Genomic DNA, 19987 nt, shown 5'->3' with positions numbered 1-19987 from the left:
GCAATTGTAGAGAAGGGGGAGAAAGCGTGCAAGGTGATTGGTGATTATTTGAACAATCACCCTTTCTCAACCAGGCACAAACAAATGTGGGAGCTGGCTTGCCTGCGATAGCATCACCTCGGTATGACTGAACGACCGAGGTGTCTGCATCGCAGGCAAGCCAGCTCCCACACAAGCCAGACCTGATTACTTCCTGGTCTTGGCCTTCGCGCCACGCTGGCGCTGCGCTTCAAACAGGCACACGCCGGTGGCGACCGACACGTTCAAACTGCTGACACTACCGGCCATCGGCAGGTGCACCAGGTAATCACAATGCTCGCGGGTCAGGCGACGCATGCCTTTGCCTTCGGCGCCCATGATCAGGATGGTCGGGCCGGTAAGGTCCTGGTCATAAATGCTGACCTCGGCCTCGCCCGCCGTGCCCACGACCCAAAGGCCGCGCTGCTGGAGTTTTTCCAGGGTACGCGCCAGGTTGGTCACCGCCACCAGTGGAATGACTTCCGCCGCGCCACAGGCCACTTTACGCACGACGGGCGTCAGCGTGGCCGACTTGTCTTTGGGCACGATCACCGCCAGCGCGCCGGCAGCATCCGCCGAACGCAGGCAGGCGCCAAGGTTGTGCGGGTCGGTCACGCCGTCCAGCACCAACAACAGCGGCGCGCCTTCGGTGCGGTCGAGCAGTTCGTCGAGCATGGCCTCGCCCCAGACCTGGCTCGGGCTTACGTCCGCCACCACGCCCTGGTGAACGCCTTCAACCCACACATCCATTTCACGACGCTCGGCCTGGCCGAGGGCGACCTTGTTCTGCGTGGCCAGCTCAACCAGCGCTTGAACGCGCGGTTCGCTGCGACCTTCCGCCAGCCAAACCTGCTTGACGCGTTTCGGGTGGTGACGCAGCAATGCTTCTACAGCGTGCACGCCGTAGATTTTTTCCAGACTCATGACTTGGCCTTAGGTTTGCGCGACCCGCCGCTTTTCGCGGGAGCCGAACCCGCTTTTGGCGGGCCTTTACGATGTTTGCTTGGCTTGCTCGACGGATTTTCCGCCCCGCGAGACTTTCCCCCAGACGCCGCTTTACCACCGCTTTTGGCTTCGTTGAGCAACTGCTGCTTCAACTCACGGCTCTTGCGCACTTCGGCGTTTTTCGCCGCCGCGTCGCTTGGGCGGTAGGCTTCGGGGGCCTTGTCCTTGGCAGAAGAACGGCGAGCCGGCTTGGCTGGCGCAGGCTCGGTGGCGGCTGCTTTCGCAGGAGTGTCTTTGCCTTTGGCGGCCGGCGTCGAGGTTTTGCTGTCGCGGTTTTTACGGTTACCAGGCGATTCAGCCGGCTTGTCGGACATGCCGAAGTCGATCTTGCGCTCGTCGAGGTCGACGCGCATGACCTGCACTTCCACGGTGTCGCCCAAACGGAAGCTGCGACCGGTGCGCTCGCCCGCCAGGCGGTGATGCACAGGGTCGAAGTGGTAGTAGTCACCCGGCAAGGCAGTGACGTGCACCAGGCCTTCCACGTAGATATCAGTCAACTCCACAAACAGGCCAAAACCGGTCACGGCCGTGATCACGCCCGGGAACGACTCGCCCACGCGATCCTTCATGAACTCGCACTTGAGCCAGTTCACCACGTCGCGGGTGGCTTCGTCGGCGCGGCGCTCGCTCATGGAGCACTGCTCGCCCAGTTGTTCCAGCGCCGCTTCGTCGTACGGATAGATTCGCGCCTTCGGAATGGTCATGGCGCCGGCGCGCTTGACGTGCGGGGTGTTTTGCTTGGAATGGATCACGCTGCGGATGGCGCGGTGCGTGAGCAAGTCCGGGTAACGGCGAATCGGCGAGGTGAAGTGGGTATACGCCTCGTAATTCAGGCCGAAGTGGCCCTGATTGTCGGCGCTGTACACCGCCTGGCTCAAGGAACGCAGCATCACGGTCTGGATTACGTGGTAATCCGGACGGTCCTTGATGCTGGCCAGCAGGGCCTGGTAATCCTTCGGCGTCGGGCCATCCTTGCCTTTGTGCAGGGACAGGCCGAGCTCGCCAAGGAACGCGCGCAGTTTTTCCAGGCGCTCCGGCGGCGGGCCGTCGTGCACGCGGTACAACGCAGGAATTTCGTGCTTTTTCAGGAATTCAGCGGTGGCCACGTTGGCCGCCAGCATGCATTCCTCGATCAGCTTGTGCGCGTCATTTCGGGTAGTCGGGGTGATCGCGGCAATTTTGCGCTCGGAACCGAAGACAATTCGGGTTTCCTGGGTTTCAAAATCGATCGCGCCACGGGTGTGACGAGCGCCCAGCAACACTTTGTACAGCGCATACAGCTGTTTGAGGTGAGGAACCACGCCAGCGTATTCACCACGCAAGGCCTTGGCTTCGCTGGTTTTCGGCTGTTCCAGGATGGTGCTGACCTTGTTGTAGGTCAGGCGTGCCTGGGAATGGATCACCGCCTCGTAGAACTGGTAATCGGTCATTTCGCCGGTTTTCGAGATGGTCATCTCGCACACCATGGCCAAACGGTCGACTTTCGGGTTCAGCGAGCACAGGCCGTTGGACAGTTCTTCCGGCAGCATCGGAATCACGCGCTCGGGGAAGTACACCGAGTTGCCGCGCACCTGGGCCTCGGCATCGAGGGCCGAGCCGATCTTCACGTAGCTGGAGACGTCGGCAATCGCCACGTACAGTTTCCAGCCACCGGAGAACAGGCGCAGCTTGCCCGGCTTGGCTTCGCAGTAAACGGCGTCGTCGAAGTCGCGGGCGTCTTCACCGTCGATGGTGACGAACGGCAGATGGCGCAGATCGATGCGCTTCTCTTTGTCCTTCTCTTCCACTTCAGGCTTGAGCTTGCGTGCTTCTTTGACGACAGCTTCAGGCCAAACGTGCGGGATATCGTAGGTGCGCAGCGCCACATCGATTTCCATGCCCGGCGCCATGTAGTTGCCGACCACTTCGATCACATCACCCTGCGGCTGGAAGCGCGGGGTCGGCCAGTGGGTGATTTTCACCTCGACGAACTGGCCGATCTTGGCATTGGCGTTGCGGCCCGGGGTGATCAGCACTTCCTGCTGAACCTTGGGGTTGTCCGGCACGACAAAACCGATGCCACCTTCTTCGAAATAACGACCGACGATGGTCTCGTGACCACGGGACACCACTTCAACGATCACGCCTTCACGGCGACCACGACGGTCCAGGCCGGAAACGCGCGCCAGGGCACGGTCGCCATCGAACACCAGGCGCATTTGCGCCGGGCTCATGAACAGGTCATCGCTGCCATCGTCCGGGATCAGGAAGCCGAAGCCGTCACGGTGGCCGGCGATGCGGCCCAGGATCAGGTCGAGTTTGTCCACAGGCGCGTAAGTGCCACGGCGGGTGTAGATCAGTTGTGCGTCGCGCTCCATGGCGCGCAGGCGGCGGCGCAGCGCTTCGAGTTGGTCTTCGGTGGTCAGACCGAATTCTTCAACCAGCTGCTCGCGGCTAGCAGGCGAACCCCGATCGGCGAGATGCGCCAGGATCAGTTCGCGGCTAGGAATAGGGTTTTCATATTTTTCCGCTTCACGAGCGGCCTCGGGATCGAGGGACTGCCAATCGGCCATTAGAGAGTTTTCACCTTGTCTATATGCGGGTTAGTTTGGCATACGCGTATTGAAACGGGAAATTTCAGGCATCAACAAGCGTTTAAAAGCCCTTTGCAGCCCCTGGCAGGCACCTTGCACGACCATTGGCGAAATTTTCCAGACTTTTTTCGTGGCGGGGGTTTACAGCTCAAAAATCGCTCCGTATAGTGCGCGCCATCGACGACGGCAACGTGGTTGATGCTGCCCAGGTGGTGAAATTGGTAGACACGCCAGCTTCAGGTGCTGGTGATCGCAAGGTCGTGGAAGTTCGAGTCTTCTCCTGGGCACCAAATTCAGATCAAACCCGCGAAAGCGGGTTTTTTCGTTTCAGGTCTTTGATTTTTAACGCAAAACCCGATTTATTTTTTTGAATCAGGGGTTTACAGATCAAAAAGCCCTCCGTATAGTTCGCTCCATCAACAGCGCAAGCGCTGCTGAGAAATGCCCAGGTGGTGAAATTGGTAGACACGCCAGCTTCAGGTGCTGGTGACCTTACGGTCGTGGAAGTTCGAGTCTTCTCCTGGGCACCAAATTCAGATCAAACCCGCGAAAGCGGGTTTTTTCGTTTCCGGGGTTTGAAAACCTCACACCTGATTTCCCCCCTTCGCCGCACTTGAGAAGGTTTATCGTTTATCCTTGCAATGATTTGTTGCATTCAAGCGAGGAAACTTCCGGATGATGATCCGCAATACCCATCTCAAGACATCTCTCCTGCGTGGCCTGACCCTCACCCTGCTCAGCCTGTCCCTGCTCTCGCCCGCCGCCTATTCCGCCGACAAGGTCTCGCTGACCCTCTACAACGGCCAACACAAAGAAGTGGGCGATGAACTCGCCAAGGCCTTCGAAGCCAAGACCGGCATCCACGTCAACGTGCGCAAAGGCAGCAGCAACCAGCTCGCCAGCCAGGTTGTGGAAGAAGGCGATCGCTCGCCTGCCGACGTGATTTACACCGAAGAATCGCCGCCGCTGAACAAACTCGGCGAACAAGGCCTGCTGGCCAGGATCGATGCCAGTACCCTCGACGTATTGCCCAAGGATTACGTGGGCGCCAACGGCGACTGGATGGGCGTAACCGCACGTACCCGAGTCGTAGCCTTCAACCCGAAATTGATCGCCGAAAAAGACCTGCCCAAGTCCGTACTGGATTTCGCCGGGCCCGAGTGGCAAGGCAAGGTCGGCTTCGTGCCCACCAGCGGCGCTTTCCAGGAACAAGCCGTGGCAATCATCAAGCTGCACGGTCGCGAAGCCGCCGAAGAATGGCTGACCGGCCTGCGCGCATTCGGCAAGGTGTACAGCAACAATATGGTCGCCCTCAAAGCCGTGGAAAAAGGCGAAGTGGCCACCGTGCTGGTGAACAACTACTACTGGTTCGCCCTGAAGAAAGAAAAAACCAACCTGGATTCCCAACTGCATTACTTCACCGACGGCGACGCTGGCGGCCTGATCACCGTGTCTTCGGCGGCGGCGCTCAAATCCAGCAAGCACCCCAAGGAAGCCCAGCAGTTACTCGCCTTCATGGCCAGCGAAGAAGGCCAGCGCGTGATCACCAACACCTCGGCCGAATACCCGCTGCGCAAAGGCATGGAATCCAGCCGTGGCCTCAAGCCTTTCAGCGAGCTGCAACCGCCGAAAGTCACGCCGGCAGACCTGGGCAACGCAGAAGAAGCCCTGGACCTGGAACGTGACGTTGGCCTGAACTGATGAACCCGTCGCTACCCGCCCCCGCCCTGCGCGGGGGTTTCAGCTCAAGGCGCAAGCGCCCGTCGATCTGGCTGCTGCTGCCCGTACTGTTTTTGGTCGGCCTGAGCCTGCTGCCGCTGGCCTATGTCGCAACCAAAGCGTGGCAGGCCGGCTGGTCAGAAGCCGTGCATTTGCTGTGGCGGCCTTATGTGTTCGGGCTGCTGTGCAACACACTGGCATTGATGGTTGGCGTCACCGTAGCCTGCGGCGTGATCGGCTTGTCCCTGGCCTGGCTGCTGGAGCGCAGCAACCTGCCGGGGCGGCGAATCTGGGGCGTGATTTTGTGCCTGCCGTTTGCGGTACCGGCGTTTGTCAGCAGCTTTACCTGGGTGTCACTGAGCGCCAACTTTGAGGGGCTGGGCGGGGCGATTCTGGTAATGAGCCTGTCCAAATACCCGCTGGTGTTTCTGCCGGTGGCGGCGACGCTGCGCAATCTTGACCCGTCTCTTGAAGAATCGGCTCGCACGCTTGGACTGAATCGCTGGGGCGTGTTCTTTCGCATTACGTTGCCACTGCTGTGGCCTTCTATACTGGCCGGGGCGCTGCTGATCGCCTTGCATATGCTGGTGGAATTCGGCGCGTTGTCGATCATCGGCTTGCAGACCTTCACCACTGCGATCTACCAGCAGTTCGAACTGGAATTCAGCAATGCCAACGCCGCAATGCTGTCGGCGGTATTGCTGGTGATGTGCTTGACGCTGCTGTGGCTGGAGTTGCGCGTGCGTGGCAAAGGCCGCCATGTGCGCATCGGCCAGGGTGCTGCACGGCACGCCGAACAGGTGCGACTGGGTAAATGGACGCCATTGGGCCAGGTGTATTGCCTGGTGCTGGCGATCATCGGCAGCGGGATCCCGCTGGGGATGTTGGGTTATTGGTTGGCCGTGGGTTCTTCCGCCGCTTTCCCGGTAGCCGAAATTGGTGAAGCGTTGCTGTCCTCTTTGGCGCTGTCCCTCGGCGGCGCCGCGCTTTGTCTGGTGCTGGCGGTGCCGGTCGGGTTGCTGGTGGTGCGCTACAAAGGCCAACTGGCGATCTGGGCCGAACGCTTGCCGTACCTGCTGCACGCTTTGCCCGGCTTAGTGATTGCGCTGACGCTGGTGTTTTTCGCATTGCACTATGTGCCGGCGCTGTACCAGACCTCGGCGTTGCTGCTGATTGCCTACGCGCTGCTGTTTTTGCCGCTGGCCCAGGCGCCGATTCGTACCGCCCTGAACAAAGCTGCGCCGCAGCTCGAAGAAGCGGCCCGCACGCTGGGCGCATCCTCGTTCAGTGCGTTTTGTCGGGTGACCCTGCCGATCATCTTCCCGGCACTGGGGGCCGCATTTGCGCTGGTGTTTCTGGATGCGATGAAGGAATTGACGGCGACGTTGTTGCTGAGTCCGACCGGGCTGAACACACTCGCGACAGCGGTGTGGGCGCATACCTCGAATGTGGAGTTTGCAGCGGCCGCGCCTTATGCAGCGTTGTTGATTCTGGTGTCGGGGCTGCCGGTTTATTTGCTTACAACCCGGATGTATCTGAGCCGCTGAGACCGCTATCGCAGGCAAGCCAGCTCCCACATTTGACTGTGTTCACCTATCAAAATGTGGGAGCTGGCTTGCCTGCGATAGGGCCAGAGCAGACAACACTAAGCCCGAAACTGCCCCAAACTCGCCTTCAACTGCGCCGCCAACCCATCCAGCACCTTGCCACTGGCGGTGGTCTCCACGACCGCCTGCGCCGCACGCTCGGCCTGGGCATGAATCACCTCGACCCGGCCACGCACCGCATGCGCGCCTTTGGCCTGATGCTCAGCCGCACGCGTCGCCAGGCCGATAGCCGCATGCACCTGCTCCACCGACGCCTGCACCGTCTGCTGCAAGCGCACACTGTCACGTAACACCAGCAACCCTTCGCTGGCTTGGCGCCCCGCCTTGCTGATAGTTTCCACCGCTTCTCGCGCGCCTTGCTGCAACGCCACGATGTGCGCCTGAATGTCGCCGGTGGAGCTTTGAGTCTTGCTGGCCAGCGCCCGCACTTCGTCCGCCACCACGGCAAAGCCACGCCCGGTTTCACCCGCCCGCGCGGCTTCAATGGCAGCGTTGAGCGCGAGCAAATTGGTCTGCTCGGCGATACCGTGAATCACCGTCAGCACCACCTCAATCTGCTCACTTTGTTGCGCCAGACGCTCAATCACTTTGGACCCGGCCTGCACCTGGCCCGCCAGTGCCTCAATCAAGCTGCCCACTTCTGCAGAAGTCCGCGAGTTCTCATCCGTGGCCTGGCGAATATCCACCACCTGCTGCAACGCGGCCTGCATCGCATGGCTTTCCGCCTGGGCCTCATCGGCCATTTGCGACAGCGCGCGCAAGCTCTCGGCCACCTCATCACGCTGCAAACCTGCCGCCGCATCGGCTCCGGCGTTGCGCAAGGTCATGGCGCCGATTTCCACGCCGGTACGCTGAGCCACATCACCTGCCTCACGCACGATGGGCTGCAACTTATCCACAAAGCGATTGACCGCCGAAGCCATGTCGCCGATTTCGTCCTTGCTGTTGATCTGCACGCGCTTGGTGAGGTCTCCCTCCCCCGCCGCCAGGTCATCCATGGCGGCGATCAGCAGCTTCAGGCGATTGACCACGCGACGGCCCAGCACGATAGCGATGAGCAGCAACACGCCGAACCCGACAATCGCCAGCCCCAGGCCGATGCGCCAGCGCAACGTGCCGGCGGCGTCCTGCACGGCGCTGCTGGTGTTGGCGGTCATCTGAGTGGCGGTGGCTTGTGCCGATTGCAGGCGCGCGCCCATGGCCGTCGCGCTGTCCGCTGCGGCACCTTGCAGGCTGTCGCCCACCAACTGATCGCTGCTGGCAATCAGCGCCGCAAACCGCTTGTCCAGCGCGGCGAGATCAGTCTCAACCGAGGCCGTCGAAACGCCCATGATGACCTTGCCGATTTCCACTCCGTTAGGGCTGATGGAGGCCTCAACGTAGTACACCGACGGGTCGTTTTTCGCCGCATTGAGCACTTTGTCGAGTGCACGATCTCCCTGCCCTTTCGCCAGCAAGGCCTGATTGATCGGGTTTTCCCGGTTCAGGTACCGCGTCAGGTGCTCGCCCGCCGCGTCGTCGTAAACCACGAACAACACATTGGGATTGCGCTGGGCACGCCGGGCAAACTCCGACAACGTCGGCACATCGCTGTCCCACATGGCGCGCGGCGCCACCGAGGCCAATAGCTGCGCCATGTCGTTGGCAGAGTCCTGCAGGTCTTTTTCCAGCGTCGCCCGCAGTTGCTTCTGCTCTTCCTGCAAGCGCGATGACAAACCACCGGTCAGGCGCTGACGGGTGCTGGAAGACAAGCTGTCCAGGCTGGAGGTGACTTCCTTGCCGGCTTGCGCCAGCTCGCCAGACAATTTCTGGCTGTCGATACCCAGGCGATTACCCAAATCAGCTTCCAGCGCCGTGACTGTGCTCCGCGTCAGCGCGACAGCCACCAGCACTTGCACCAAAAGGGCGATACCCAGGGTAACGAATACCGGCCGCAACAGCCGGCTTTGTAACAATGAGAGAACGGCAGACACTATGAATCCCTCCACCACGGGTGCCATTAAATTGCTAGCACCGCGAAAGAAAGAACCATAGCAAGGGTCGTGCCGTTTGCCAGCCGGAAACGAAAAAGGGCTCCCGAAGGAGCCCTTTGCTTTCTACATCAACAGCTTATTAAGCGAACGGGTGACGCAGAACGATGGTCTCGTTGCGGTCAGGGCCCGTCGAAATAATGTCGATTGGCGCGCCGATCAGCTCTTCCACACGCTTGATGTAAGCACGGGCGTTGGCTGGCAGCTCTTCCAGGGTTTTGGCACCCACGGTCGATTCGGTCCAGCCCGGCACTTCTTCGTACACTGGCTGCAGGCCTACGTAGCTGTCTGCGTCGGTCGGGGCCACATCTTTACCTTGCGCATCTTTGTAGCCGATGCAGATGTTGATGGTTTCCAGGCCGTCGAGCACGTCCAGCTTGGTCAGGCAGATGCCCGAGATGCTGTTCACATCGATAGCGCGACGCAGGATAACCGCGTCGAACCAGCCGCAACGACGCGCACGGCCGGTGGTAGCGCCGAACTCGTGACCTTGCTTGGCCAGGTGAGCGCCGACTTCGTCGAACAGCTCGGTCGGGAATGGGCCCGAACCTACGCGCGTGGTGTAAGCCTTGGTGATGCCCAGGATGTAGTCCAGAAACATCGGGCCAACGCCGGAACCGGTGGCAACGCCGCCAGCAGTGGTGTTGGAGCTGGTCACGTACGGGTAGGTGCCGTGGTCGATGTCCAGCAGGGAGCCTTGGGCGCCTTCGAACATGATGTCTTTGCCGGCGCGACGCAGGTCGTGCAGCTCGGCAGTCACGTCCAGCATCAGCGGCTTGAGCAGCTCGGCGTATTCCTTGCACTCGGCCAGGGTCTTTTCAAACTCGATGGCCGGCTCTTTGTAGTAACCGACCAGCATGAAGTTGTGGTAATCCACCAGCTCACGCAGCTTGTCTTCAAAGCGCGGCATGTTGAGCAGGTCGCCCACACGCAGGCCACGACGGGCAACCTTGTCTTCGTAAGCCGGGCCGATGCCACGACCGGTGGTGCCGATCTTCAGCTCGCCACGGGCCTTTTCACGGGCCTGGTCCAGCGCGACGTGGAAGGACAGGATCAGCGGGCAGGACGGGCTGATACGCAGGCGCTCGCGCACCGGTACGCCTTTCTCTTCCAGCTTGGTGATCTCACGCAGCAGTGCATCAGGTGCAACCACTACGCCGTTGCCGATCAGGCACTGCACGCCTTCGCGCAGCACGCCCGACGGGATCAGGTGCAAGACGGTTTTTTCGCCATCGATGACCAGGGTGTGGCCAGCGTTGTGGCCACCTTGGTAGCGCACTACGGCGGCGGCATGTTCGGTCAGCAGATCAACGATCTTGCCTTTGCCCTCATCACCCCATTGGGTGCCCAGGACTACGACATTCTTACCCATAACACTTGTCCTCATTCGCGCAAACTTGGTGCCGGCGATGGCCGGCAGGAAAACTCAAGAAGCCAGTGGCGATACTTGCCAAAGCCCGTTCTGCAGAATCAATTGCCGGTCGCAGTCCGCTTCACGGGCGGCGGCCAATGGCTGCCCAGGCAACGCCTGGACGACACGCTGACCCTCACTGCGCAACTGGCAAACCTGCTGCCAGAGTGCCGCGTCCGTACTGTCGGGCATCCAGATGCCACCAGACGGCAGCTCGACCTCAGCACGCCCCAGGGTCACCAGGGTTTTCAAATCGGTGGAAAAGCCGGTCGCCGGACGTGCGCGCCCGAAATCGGCGCCGATATCGTCATAACGACCGCCCTGGGCGATGGCCTGGCCAACACCCGGTACAAACACCGCGAACACCACACCGGTGTGGTAGTGGTAACCGCGCAATTCACCCAGGTCGAAGTACAGCGGCAGCTCCGGGAAGCGCGCCGACAACTGCTCGGCAATCGCCAGCACATCGTCCAGTGCAGCCAGTACCGGGGCCGGCGCATTGGCCAGGCGCTCACGCGCAGCCACCAGCACTTCACGGCCACCGCACAGGTTCACCAGTGCGCGCAGCATGTCGGCCAGATCGGCAGGCACGCCAGCGGTCAGCGCGATGACCTCGTCGATTGCCTTGCGTTGCAGGGCATCGAACAACTGCTGCTCCACTTCACCCGACAAACCAGCCGCACGGGCCAGGCCGCGGTAGATGCCGACATGACCGAGGTCCATGTGCACATCCGGCACGTCAGCCAGTTGCAGCATGGCCAGCATCAAGCTGATCACTTCAACGTCGCTGCTTGGGCTGGCGTCGCCGTACAACTCGGCGCCCAACTGAATGGGGCTGCGGGACGACGACAAGGCGCGCGGCTGGGCATGCAGCACACTGCCGGCGTAGCACAAGCGGCTAGGGCCTTCACGGCGCAGGGTGTGTGCGTCGATACGCGCCACTTGCGGCGTGATGTCGGCACGAAAGCCCATTTGCCGGCCCGATTGCGGGTCGATGACCTTGAAGGTGCGCAGATCCAGGTCCTGGCCCGCGCCGGTCAGCAGGGATTCCAGGTACTCGATATGGGGAGTCACGACAAACTCGTAACCCCAGCTCTGGAACAGATCCAACACCTGACGGCGCGCGACTTCAATGCGCGCAGCTTCCGGTGGCAGTACTTCTTCGATGCCATCTGGCAGCAGCCAGCGGTCTACCGTTGCCATTACGCCAATCCCCTATGATCCGGGCGGCCAGCCCTCGGCCGAGCCTTGAGTGAAGCAGAAAATACCCGGCCCCTGCATAAACAACGCGCAAGAACGACGTGACGAAATGGCCTGCCAGCGGCCTCGTCGGGCACTTTCCTCGAAAAATCTGTGGCGTCTGCGGCGTATAACAACAATCAAACATGCAGACGCAAAAAAGCCGGGAATTTCCCGGCTGCCGCATCATACACCCGTTTTCTGAAAGGATCACCCCGCCAGGCGTTTTAGCCGCCCGACGGAGTGTGCCTTGAAGTCACAGGCTGTTACTTGGCTTTTTCCAGGTAGCGAAAGAAATCGCTGCTTGGGTCCAGCACCATGACGTCGGTTTTGTTCGCGAAGCTTTCACGGTAGGCACGCAGGCTACGGTAGAACGCGTAGAACTCCTGGTCCTGGCCGTAAGCCTTGGCGTAGATCGCCGCGGCCTGAGCATCACCATCACCTCGCGCCTCTTCAGACTCGCGGTAGGCTTCGGCCAGCAGTACACGGCGCTGACGGTCGGCATCCGCACGGATACCTTCAGCCAACTCGTTACCCTTGGCGCGGTGCTCGCGGGCTTCACGCTCACGCTCGGTGCTCATACGCTCGAACACGCTGCGGTTCACTTCCTTCGGCAGGTCGATGGCCTTGACCCGAACATCGATCACTTCGATGCCCAGCTCTTTCTCCGCCATCCCATTCAGCGAGCGCGTGATGTCAGCCATCAACGCGTCGCGCTCACCGGAGACCACCTCGTGCAGGGTGCGCTTACCAAACTGGTCACGCAGGCCCGATTCCAGACGGCGCGACAGACGCTCGTCAGCAATCTGCTTGAGGCCGGAGGTCGCGGTGTAGAAGCGCTCGGCATCCTTGACGCGCCACTTGGCGTAGGCGTCAACCATCACGGCTTTCTTTTCCAGGGTCAGGAAACGCTGTGTCGGTGCGTCCAGGGTCATCAGGCGGCCGTCGAACTTGCGCACCTGGTTCACGTAGGGGACCTTCACATGCAAGCCCGGCTGGACATCCGCCTGCACCACACGACCGAATTGCAGCAACACCGCGCGCTCGGTCTGAGACACGATGTAGAAGCAGTTCCAGGCAGCGATGACCACGACGACACCCACAATCAGGGCTGTCAGCGATTTATTGCTCATCAACGACTCTCCCTGGTACGTGTTTGCTGTTGCAGCAAGTCAGCGGCCGCACGGGCGCTCGCTTCATTGGCAGCGGCATTCGAACTGGTGGACGGCGTACTGGTACCGCTGCGACCACCTTCGATCATCTTGTCCAGCGGCAGGTACAGCAGGTTGTTCTGCCCACCTTTGCTGCCGGTCACGAGCACCTTGCTGGTGTTGCTGAAGACTTCCTGCATGGTGTCCAGGTACAGACGCTCGCGGGTCACTTCAGGTGCCTTGCGGTACTCGGCGACCAGCTTGGTAAAGCGATCCGCCTCACCCTTGGCGCGGGAGACCACTTCGTCGCGGTAACCGTTGGCATCCTCGAGGATACGCTGGGCCTGACCACGGGCTTCCGGCACGACGCCGTTGGCATAGGTTTCAGCCTGGTTGCGCGAACGCTGCTCGTCTTCACGGGCACGGATCACGTCGTCAAAGGCTTCCTGCACTTCACGCGGTGCCGCTGCGCTCTGTACGTTCACCTGGGTCACGGTAATACCGGTGCGATAGGTATCGAGGAACCGTTGCAGGCGCTCCTTGATCTCGCGGGCCATCAACTCACGACCTTCGGTCAGCACCTGGTCCATCGCGGTAGAACCGACGACGTGGCGCAGGGCGCTTTCGGTGGCGTGTTGCAGGCTGATTTCAGGCTGATCGACGTTCAGCACGAAGTCCTGCAGGTTGCTGATCTTGTACTGCACGGTCAGCGGCACTTCGACGATGTTCTCGTCTTCGGTCAGCATCTGGCCCTGCTTGGTGTAGGCACGCTCACGCGTGACGTTCTCCATGTACTTCTTATCGATCGGCGGGAAGTAGATGTTCAGGCCTGGTCCGACCGTCTCGTAGTACTTGCCGAAGCGAAGCACCACGGCCTGCTCCTGCTCGTCGACTACATAAACGGCGCTGTACAGCCAAACGGCCGCCAGCACGACAAGACCCAGGCCCAGCAGGCCATAGCCACCGCCCTTGCTTGTGCGACCGCCGTCGTCACCACCACGTTTTTTCCCACCACCGAACAACCCATTCAGGCTTTCCTGCAGCTTTCGGAAGGCCTCGTCGAGATCCGGCGGCCCCTTGCGGTCGCCGTTATTGCGGCGCTTACCACCCCAAGGATCCTGATTATTCGAGTTGCCACCCGGCTCATTCCAAGCCATAGCGCTCTCCATCTGATAAAGCAAAGACGCACCCACGGCGCGCCGACCAATGCTACAGAATGCCTGCTACTGCGGCACAACCGCTTTCAGAGGCTTTTATTGCAAAGTGTGTTGTTCGATGAACTCTGTCGGTACCACACCTTCACGGCTGACCAGCCGATTCAGCTCCGAGCGCGGCAATCGAACGGCCAGCAAGCTGACACCTTCTTCGTCGTATTCTTCTTTCTGTACCGCGCCCAACTCGAAAAACTGTGCACGCAGTCGAGCAAAACGCTGCGGCAAGCGCAAGGTGCCGACAAACAAATCGCTGCCCAACAACTCGGCAATGGCTTGTTCGAGCAATTCCAGGCCACTGCCATCCCGCGCCGACAGCCAGACCCGCTGGGGCTTGCCGTCTTCGTTGCGCTGGATTTGCGGCTCGACGCCTTCAAGCAAATCGAGTTTGTTATAGACCTCCAGGATCGGCAAGTCCTGGGCACCGATCTCGCCCAGCACCAGCATCACCTGCTCGATCTGCAACATACGATCCGGTTCGGCCGCATCGATCACGTGCAACAGCAAGTCGGAATTGCTCGACTCTTCGAGCGTAGACCGAAATGCTTCGACCAGCTTGTGGGGCAGATGACGAATGAAACCCACGGTATCAGCCAGGACAATCGGCCCCAAGTCGTCAAGATCCAGACGGCGCAGGGTCGGGTCGAGGGTGGCGAACAGTTGGTCGGCCGCATACACGTCGGACTTGGTCACGTTGTTGAACAGCGTGGATTTGCCGGCGTTGGTATAGCCCACCAGGGACACGGTCGGGATATCCGCACGGGAACGGCCGCGACGCGATTGCTCGCGCTGGCTGCGGACTTTCTCCAGACGGCCCTTGATCTGGCGCAGGCGGACCCGCAGCAGTCGACGGTCAGTTTCCAACTGGGTTTCACCCGGGCCACGCATGCCGATACCGCCACCCTGACGTTCAAGGTGAGTCCAGCCGCGAACCAGCCGCGTGCTCATGTGGTCAAGCTGGGCCAGTTCAACCTGGAGCTTGCCTTCATGGGTGCGGGCGCGTTGGGCGAAAATATCGAGAATCAGGCCGGTACGGTCGATCACGCGACACTCGAAAACACGTTCGAGGTTACGTTCCTGACTGGGCGTGAGGACGTGATTGAAGATCACCAGATCGGCTTCTTCGGCGTGAACCAGGTCGCGCAGTTCCTCGACCTTGCCGCTGCCAATCAGGAATTTGGCGGTTGGCCGATGACGCGGCACGTTAAAAAACGCAACGGTCTCGGCGCCGGCCGAATTTGCCAACTCCTGAAACTCCTGCGGATCTTCGCGCGCCTCAGGGTCCTGTCCATCCAAGTGAACGAGAATGACCCGCTCACCACCACCGTGGCGCTCAAAGAACAAAGGAGACTCCTATCAGGCGTTACCTGGCTCAGCGTCAGCTGCATCATCACCGGCTGCGCTTGGCAGGCGGATTGGACGGACTGGAACGACTGTCGAGATAGCGTGCTTGTAAACCATCTGGCTGACGGTGTTTTTCAGCAGGATCACGAACTGGTCGAACGACTCGATCGTGCCTTGCAGCTTGATGCCGTTGACCAGATAGATGGAAACCCCAACTTTCTCTTTACGTAAAGTATTCAAGTAAGGGTCTTGTAGCGAATGCCCTTTTGACATGTGCCGCACTCCTTTAAGGATCAATAATAAAAAATCGGAAAATAGATAGCTTATGGCCGTCACACCCCCAAGGATAGACGGCAATTGCAAGGACTCAGCTCAATATGGAGACCGTTCCCAAGTATTTCAAGGCGCGTGACAGATTGTCGCTGTCCAGGCTGTCCAGCCAGTGCAAATCGCTCCAGCTGCGCAACCAGGTGAACTGGCGTTTCGCCAATTGGCGCGTGGCGATGATGCCGCGCTCCTGCATCTCGGCTGACGTCAGCTTGCCATCCAGATGATCCCAGACTTGGCGGTAGCCAACAGCACGTATCGAAGGCAACCCTGAATGCAGGTCACCTCGGGAACGCAGTGCTACGACCTCGTCCACAAACCCCTGTTCCAACATAATTGTGAATCTTTGTGCAATTCGTTCATGCAGGACCTGGCGATTTGCCGGAGCGATGGCCAGATTCGCCACAGTATAGGGCAATTGTGACGCGCCAGATGCGCCTGCGTCAGCACTTTGCGCACTTTGTTTCAGCCGATGTTCAGTCATGGTCTGCCCGCTGACACGCCAGACTTCCAGGGCGCGGGTGAGGCGCTGAGGGTCATTGGGATGAATGCGCGCGGCGGATACCGGGTCTACCGCTGCCAACTGGTCGTGCAAGGCTTGCCAGCCAAGGCGTGCAGCCTCTTCTTCGAGCTCCGCGCGCACCTGGGCGTCGGCGGGCGGCATGTCAGCCAGCCCTTCCTGCAAAGCCTTGTAATAGAGCATCGTGCCGCCCACCAGCAGTGGGATATTACCCCGCGCGGTGATATCGGCCATGGCAGCGAGAGCGTCGGTGCGAAAATCCGCCGCCGAATAGCTCTCGGACGGGTCGATGATGTCGATCAACCGGTGCGGATACTGCGCCAACAATTCTTTCGAAGGCTTGGCCGTGCCGATGTCCATGTCCCGGTAAACCAGGGCAGAGTCGACGCTGATCAGCTCGCACGGCAGCACTTTGGTCAGTTCGATGGCCAGGTCGGTCTTGCCGGCAGCCGTGGGGCCCATCAGGAAAATCGCGGGGGGCAAGGCACTCATCAGCGACCGCGCAGGAACAGTTTGTCCAGGTCGTCCAGGCCCATTTGGGTCCAGGTCGGCCGGCCATGGTTGCACTGCCCGCTGCGTTCGGTGTTTTCCATGTCGCGCAGCAGACCGTTCATTTCCGGCAAAGCGAGACGGCGGTTGGCGCGGATTGCGCCGTGGCAGGCCATGGTGCCGAGCAGTTCGTTGATGTGCGCCTGGATCCGATCACTGGTGCCGTACTCCATCAAGTCCGCCAGCACGTCGGCCACCAGACGGTTGGCCTCGGCCTGTTTGAGCAGTGCCGGAATCTGGCGGATCGCCAGGGTTTCAGGGCCCAGGCGCTGCAGTTCGAAGCCGAGTTTCTGGAACACACTGTGGTGTTCTTCTGCGCAATCAGCTTCACGCTGGCTGACGGCCAGGGACTCAGGCACCAACAATGGCTGCCCGCTGAGGCCCTCACTGGCCATGGCGATTTTAAGGCGTTCATACATGATCCGCTCGTGAGCGGCGTGCATGTCCACCAACACCAGGCCATGGGCGTTTTCCGCAAGAATATAGATGCCCTTGAGCTGCGCCAGCGCGTAACCCAACGGCGGAATGTCCCCGCCACCCTCCGGCAACGCCACAGGCGCATTCTGCTCAGCCCCCGACAACGGCGCGAAAAACTCGCGGTAAGCCGCCTGGGCCTCGGCCACCGGCACCGTCGATTGCGGGCGCGGCGTGTATTGATACTGATAACCCGCCCCCGAGCCTGAGCCCGGCGCGGTGTAGGCAGGCTGCGGCGGCGTCGATTGCAGCAGGTTGGCGGCCAGGCTCATTTCGCCCTGAGGACCAAATTCACCCGCCTGCGGGCCACTCGGTCGCACCACGGCGGTCACGATGGGGGCAGCAAGCTGGTCGTCCGGGCGCACATCGCCCAAGGCGCGGTGCAGAGTGCCATACAGGAAATCGTGCACCATGCGCCCGTCGCGGAAGCGTACTTCGTGTTTGGTCGGGTGCACGTTGACGTCGACCACCGACGGGTCGACCTCGAAAAACAGCACAAATGTCGGGTGCCGCCCGTTGAACAGCACGTCCCGATAGGCCTGGCGCACCGCGTGAGCCACCAGCTTGTCGCGCACCGCACGGCCATTCACAAAGAAATACTGCAAGTCCGCCTGGCTGCGGGAAAAGGTCGGCAACCCCACCCAGCCCCACAGGCGCAGGCCGTTGCGCTCGATTTCAATCGGCAGCGCCTGCTCCAGGAACCCCGATCCGCAAATCGCCGACACACGCCGAGCGCGCGCGGCGTCGTCGTGGGCCTCATGCAGGCTGAGGATGGTCTTGCCGTTGTGGCGCAGGTGGAAGGCCACGTCGAAACGCGCCAGGGCCAGGCGCTTGATCACTTCTTGCAGGTGATCGAATTCGGTTTTCTCGGCCTTGAGGAATTTACGCCGCGCCGGCGTATTGAAAAACAGGTCGCGCACTTCCACCGAGGTGCCCACCGGATGTGCCGCCGGCTGAACCCGAGGCGCCATGTCGCGGCCCTCGGTTTCCACTTGCCAGGCCTGCTCTGCGCTGCGCGTGCGCGACGTCAAAGTCAGGCGGGCCACGGAGCTGATCGACGCCAGGGCCTCGCCGCGAAAGCCCAGGCTCATCACCCGCTCAAGGTCTTCGAGGTCGCGGATCTTGCTGGTGGCGTGACGGGCCAGGGCCAGCGGCAAATCGTCGGAGGAGATGCCACTGCCGTCGTCGCGCACCCGCAGCAGTTTGACGCCGCCCTGCTCCACATCCACATCAATGCGCTTGGCGCCGGAGTCGATGCTGTTTTCCAGCAGCTCCTTGATCACCGACGCCGGGCGCTCAACCACCTCACCCGCAGCAATCTGGTTGGCCAGGCGCGGGCTGAGCAATTCGATGCGCGAGCCGCTGTTCAAGACTGATTCGCTCATTACTGCGCCGCCAATTCAGTGCCGGGGATGGTCAACACCTGGCCGACTTTCAGTTCATCGGTTTTCAGGTTATTCGCGCTGCGCAGTGTGGCGGGCGATACCTGGAAACGCACGGCCAGCATGGCCAGCGTGTCGCCGGGCTGCACGCGATGGTCACGCGGGCCCTGGGCGATTTTCCCGGAGTCACGCAGCCAGGCGATATACGTACCCGGCGGCGGGTTCTGCTGGAAGAACTGGCGAATACCGGCGCTGATCGAACGCGCCAGCGCCTGCTGGTGGCTGGAGCTGGCCAGCTTCGAGGCTTCGTTGGAGTTGGAGATGAACCCGGTTTCCACCAGGATCGACGGAATGTCCGGCGACTTCAACACCATGAACCCGGCCTGTTCCACACGCTGTTTATGCAGCGAGGTCACCCGGCCAATGTTGCTCAAAACTTTCTGGCCGACGTTCAGGCTGGACGTCAGCGAGGCGGTCATCGACAGGTCGAGCAGCACACCCGCGAGCATTTTGTCCTTGTCATCGAGGGACACGTTGCCGGCACCGCCGATCAGGTCGGAACGGTTTTCACTGTCGGCCAGCCAGCGCGCGGTCTCGGACGTGGCTCCGCGATCCGACAACGCAAACACCGAAGCACCAAACGCGGCCGCTGAAGGGGCGGCGTCGGCGTGGATCGACACGAACAGGTCAGCGCCTTTCTTGCGCGCAATTTCAGTACGGCCACGCAATGGGATGAAGTAGTCGCCGGTACGCGTCAGCTCGGCGCGATAGCCTTTCATCGCGTTAACCTGACGCTGCAATTCCCGGGCGATGGCCAACACCACGTCTTTCTCGTGCTGGCCGCGCGAGCCGGAAGCCCCCGGGTCTTCACCGCCGTGGCCCGCGTCGATCACCACGATAATGTCGCGCTTGCCCGCCGGGGCCGGCGGTGGAGGCGGCAGCTTGACCTGCGGTTGCGACGGGTTGACCGGCACGGCAGGCACGGTGGCTACGCTTGGCGCAGGGGCTGGCGTCGGGTTGGCATCGGCGGCGTTGTCGAACAGGTCGACCACCAGCCGGTTGCCGTATTGCGCGTTGGGCGCCAGAGAAAAGCTTTTCGGTGTCACGGCCTTTTTCAGGTCGATGACCACGCGCAAGTCAGTCGGCGTGCGCTGGGCCGAGCGCATGGCGGTAATCGGGGTATTGGCGGTGGAGACTTTCAACGGCGCGGCCAGGGTTGCACCGTTGATGTCGATCACCAGACGATCAGGCGAGGACAGGGTAAAAACACTGTGCTGGACCGGGCCAGACAGGTCGAACACCAGTCGCGTGTTATCCGGCGCTCGCCACAGGCGAACACTTTTCACCTGAGAAGCAGCCAGAGCATTGAACGTCATTGCCGCAAGCAACACCCCTACGACAGTAACCAACGCGCGAAAGCGCATACC

14 protein-coding genes and 2 tRNA genes are annotated in these 19987 nt (G+C 61.1%); 4 read left to right on the top strand and 12 right to left on the bottom strand.

The genetic code is table 11. The features are described 5' to 3' along the window. Window positions 1-186 precede the first annotated feature (186 nt). Both rlmB and rnr read right to left on the bottom strand, forming a co-directional pair. Window positions 187-942, bottom strand: a complete 756-nt coding sequence (gene rlmB, locus ATI14_RS09840) for a 23S rRNA (guanosine(2251)-2'-O)-methyltransferase RlmB (RefSeq protein ID WP_016972595.1) — start codon at window positions 940-942, stop codon at window positions 187-189. Further along, window positions 939-3575 (bottom strand): ribonuclease R, encoded by a 2637-nt coding sequence (gene rnr, locus ATI14_RS09835; protein WP_016972596.1) that lies wholly within the window; start codon window positions 3573-3575, stop codon window positions 939-941. The genes rlmB and rnr overlap by 4 nt, the downstream gene beginning before the upstream one ends. A 224-nt stretch (window positions 3576-3799) precedes the next feature. Between rnr and ATI14_RS09830 the strand changes: the two genes are divergently transcribed. From ATI14_RS09830 to ATI14_RS09815, 4 genes are all read left to right on the top strand, one after another. Next, window positions 3800-3886 (top strand) — tRNA-Leu (locus tag ATI14_RS09830). A 153-nt stretch (window positions 3887-4039) separates the two neighbouring features. Then, window positions 4040-4126: transfer RNA gene (locus tag ATI14_RS09825), tRNA-Leu, on the top strand. A gap of 145 nt (window positions 4127-4271) precedes the next feature. Next, complete coding sequence (locus ATI14_RS09820; RefSeq protein WP_016972597.1) at window positions 4272-5297, top strand: extracellular solute-binding protein; 1026 nt, start codon at window positions 4272-4274, stop codon at window positions 5295-5297. Beyond that, a complete protein-coding gene (locus ATI14_RS09815; RefSeq protein WP_016972598.1) occupies window positions 5297-6862 on the top strand; it encodes an ABC transporter permease in 1566 nt (521 codons plus the stop codon). Before ATI14_RS09820 ends, ATI14_RS09815 begins: the two co-directional genes overlap by 1 nt. Before the next feature lie 98 nt (window positions 6863-6960). Here the strand turns inward: ATI14_RS09815 and ATI14_RS09810 are convergent, their stop codons facing one another. The 10 genes from ATI14_RS09810 to ATI14_RS09765 form a co-directional block, all read right to left on the bottom strand. Further along, window positions 6961-8895 carry a methyl-accepting chemotaxis protein gene (locus tag ATI14_RS09810; protein ID WP_016972599.1) on the bottom strand — a complete coding sequence of 645 codons (1935 nt, stop codon included), beginning with the start codon at window positions 8893-8895 and terminating at the stop codon, window positions 6961-6963. 139 nt (window positions 8896-9034) lie between these two features. After that, window positions 9035-10324 carry an adenylosuccinate synthase gene (locus ATI14_RS09805; protein WP_016972600.1) on the bottom strand — a complete coding sequence of 430 codons (1290 nt, stop codon included), beginning with the start codon at window positions 10322-10324 and terminating at the stop codon, window positions 9035-9037. A gap of 54 nt (window positions 10325-10378) precedes the next feature. Further along, the gene (locus ATI14_RS09800) at window positions 10379-11566 is read right to left on the bottom strand and encodes an ATP phosphoribosyltransferase regulatory subunit (protein WP_016972601.1); all 1188 of its coding nucleotides are present in this window, start codon (window positions 11564-11566) and stop codon (window positions 10379-10381) included. 302 nt (window positions 11567-11868) lie between these two features. Continuing rightward, on the bottom strand, window positions 11869-12735 hold the full coding sequence (hflC, locus tag ATI14_RS09795) for a protease modulator HflC (protein ID WP_016972602.1): 867 nt from the start codon (window positions 12733-12735) through the stop codon (window positions 11869-11871). Beyond that, entirely contained in the window at window positions 12735-13910 is a 1176-nt protein-coding gene (hflK, locus tag ATI14_RS09790) for an FtsH protease activity modulator HflK (protein WP_080520637.1), read from the bottom strand. The genes hflC and hflK overlap by 1 nt, the downstream gene beginning before the upstream one ends. 96 nt (window positions 13911-14006) lie before the next feature. Beyond that, window positions 14007-15308, bottom strand: a complete 1302-nt coding sequence (gene hflX / locus ATI14_RS09785; protein WP_016972604.1) for a ribosome rescue GTPase HflX — start codon at window positions 15306-15308, stop codon at window positions 14007-14009. 12 nt (window positions 15309-15320) lie between these two features. After that, complete coding sequence (hfq, locus tag ATI14_RS09780; RefSeq protein WP_003171355.1) at window positions 15321-15581, bottom strand: RNA chaperone Hfq; 261 nt, start codon at window positions 15579-15581, stop codon at window positions 15321-15323. 94 nt (window positions 15582-15675) lie between these two features. Next, window positions 15676-16647, bottom strand: a complete 972-nt coding sequence (miaA, locus tag ATI14_RS09775) for a tRNA (adenosine(37)-N6)-dimethylallyltransferase MiaA (protein WP_016972605.1) — start codon at window positions 16645-16647, stop codon at window positions 15676-15678. Next, window positions 16647-18563, bottom strand: a complete 1917-nt coding sequence (mutL, locus tag ATI14_RS09770; protein WP_016972606.1) for a DNA mismatch repair endonuclease MutL — start codon at window positions 18561-18563, stop codon at window positions 16647-16649. The genes miaA and mutL overlap by 1 nt, the downstream gene beginning before the upstream one ends. Continuing rightward, entirely contained in the window at window positions 18563-19984 is a 1422-nt protein-coding gene (locus tag ATI14_RS09765) for an N-acetylmuramoyl-L-alanine amidase (protein WP_016972607.1), read from the bottom strand. Before ATI14_RS09765 ends, mutL begins: the two co-directional genes overlap by 1 nt. Window positions 19985-19987: the final 3 nt, after the last annotated feature.

The organism is Pseudomonas tolaasii NCPPB 2192 (genome assembly GCF_002813445.1).
GTDB classification, from domain to species: Bacteria; Pseudomonadota; Gammaproteobacteria; order Pseudomonadales; family Pseudomonadaceae; genus Aquipseudomonas; species Aquipseudomonas tolaasii.
Note: the sequence above shows the minus strand (reverse complement) of the source record. Positions and strands in the feature narration are given on the sequence as shown.

What these genes read in the sequence shown, in the direction of transcription:
- hflK (WP_080520637.1), bottom strand. Translation starts at nt 13,910, where the DNA reads ATGGCTTGGAATGAGCCGGGTGGCAACTCGAATAATCAGGATCCTTGG.
- ATI14_RS09820 (WP_016972597.1), top strand. Translation starts at nt 4,272, where the DNA reads ATGATGATCCGCAATACCCATCTCAAGACATCTCTCCTGCGTGGCCTG.
- rlmB (WP_016972595.1), bottom strand. Translation starts at nt 942, where the DNA reads ATGAGTCTGGAAAAAATCTACGGCGTGCACGCTGTAGAAGCATTGCTG.
- hfq (WP_003171355.1), bottom strand. Translation starts at nt 15,581, where the DNA reads ATGTCAAAAGGGCATTCGCTACAAGACCCTTACTTGAATACTTTACGT.
- hflC (WP_016972602.1), bottom strand. Translation starts at nt 12,735, where the DNA reads ATGAGCAATAAATCGCTGACAGCCCTGATTGTGGGTGTCGTCGTGGTC.
- ATI14_RS09765 (WP_016972607.1), bottom strand. Translation starts at nt 19,984, where the DNA reads ATGCGCTTTCGCGCGTTGGTTACTGTCGTAGGGGTGTTGCTTGCGGCA.
- mutL (WP_016972606.1), bottom strand. Translation starts at nt 18,563, where the DNA reads ATGAGCGAATCAGTCTTGAACAGCGGCTCGCGCATCGAATTGCTCAGC.
- ATI14_RS09815 (WP_016972598.1), top strand. Translation starts at nt 5,297, where the DNA reads ATGAACCCGTCGCTACCCGCCCCCGCCCTGCGCGGGGGTTTCAGCTCA.
- ATI14_RS09805 (WP_016972600.1), bottom strand. Translation starts at nt 10,324, where the DNA reads ATGGGTAAGAATGTCGTAGTCCTGGGCACCCAATGGGGTGATGAGGGC.
- miaA (WP_016972605.1), bottom strand. Translation starts at nt 16,647, where the DNA reads ATGAGTGCCTTGCCCCCCGCGATTTTCCTGATGGGCCCCACGGCTGCC.
- ATI14_RS09800 (WP_016972601.1), bottom strand. Translation starts at nt 11,566, where the DNA reads ATGGCAACGGTAGACCGCTGGCTGCTGCCAGATGGCATCGAAGAAGTA.
- rnr (WP_016972596.1), bottom strand. Translation starts at nt 3,575, where the DNA reads ATGGCCGATTGGCAGTCCCTCGATCCCGAGGCCGCTCGTGAAGCGGAA.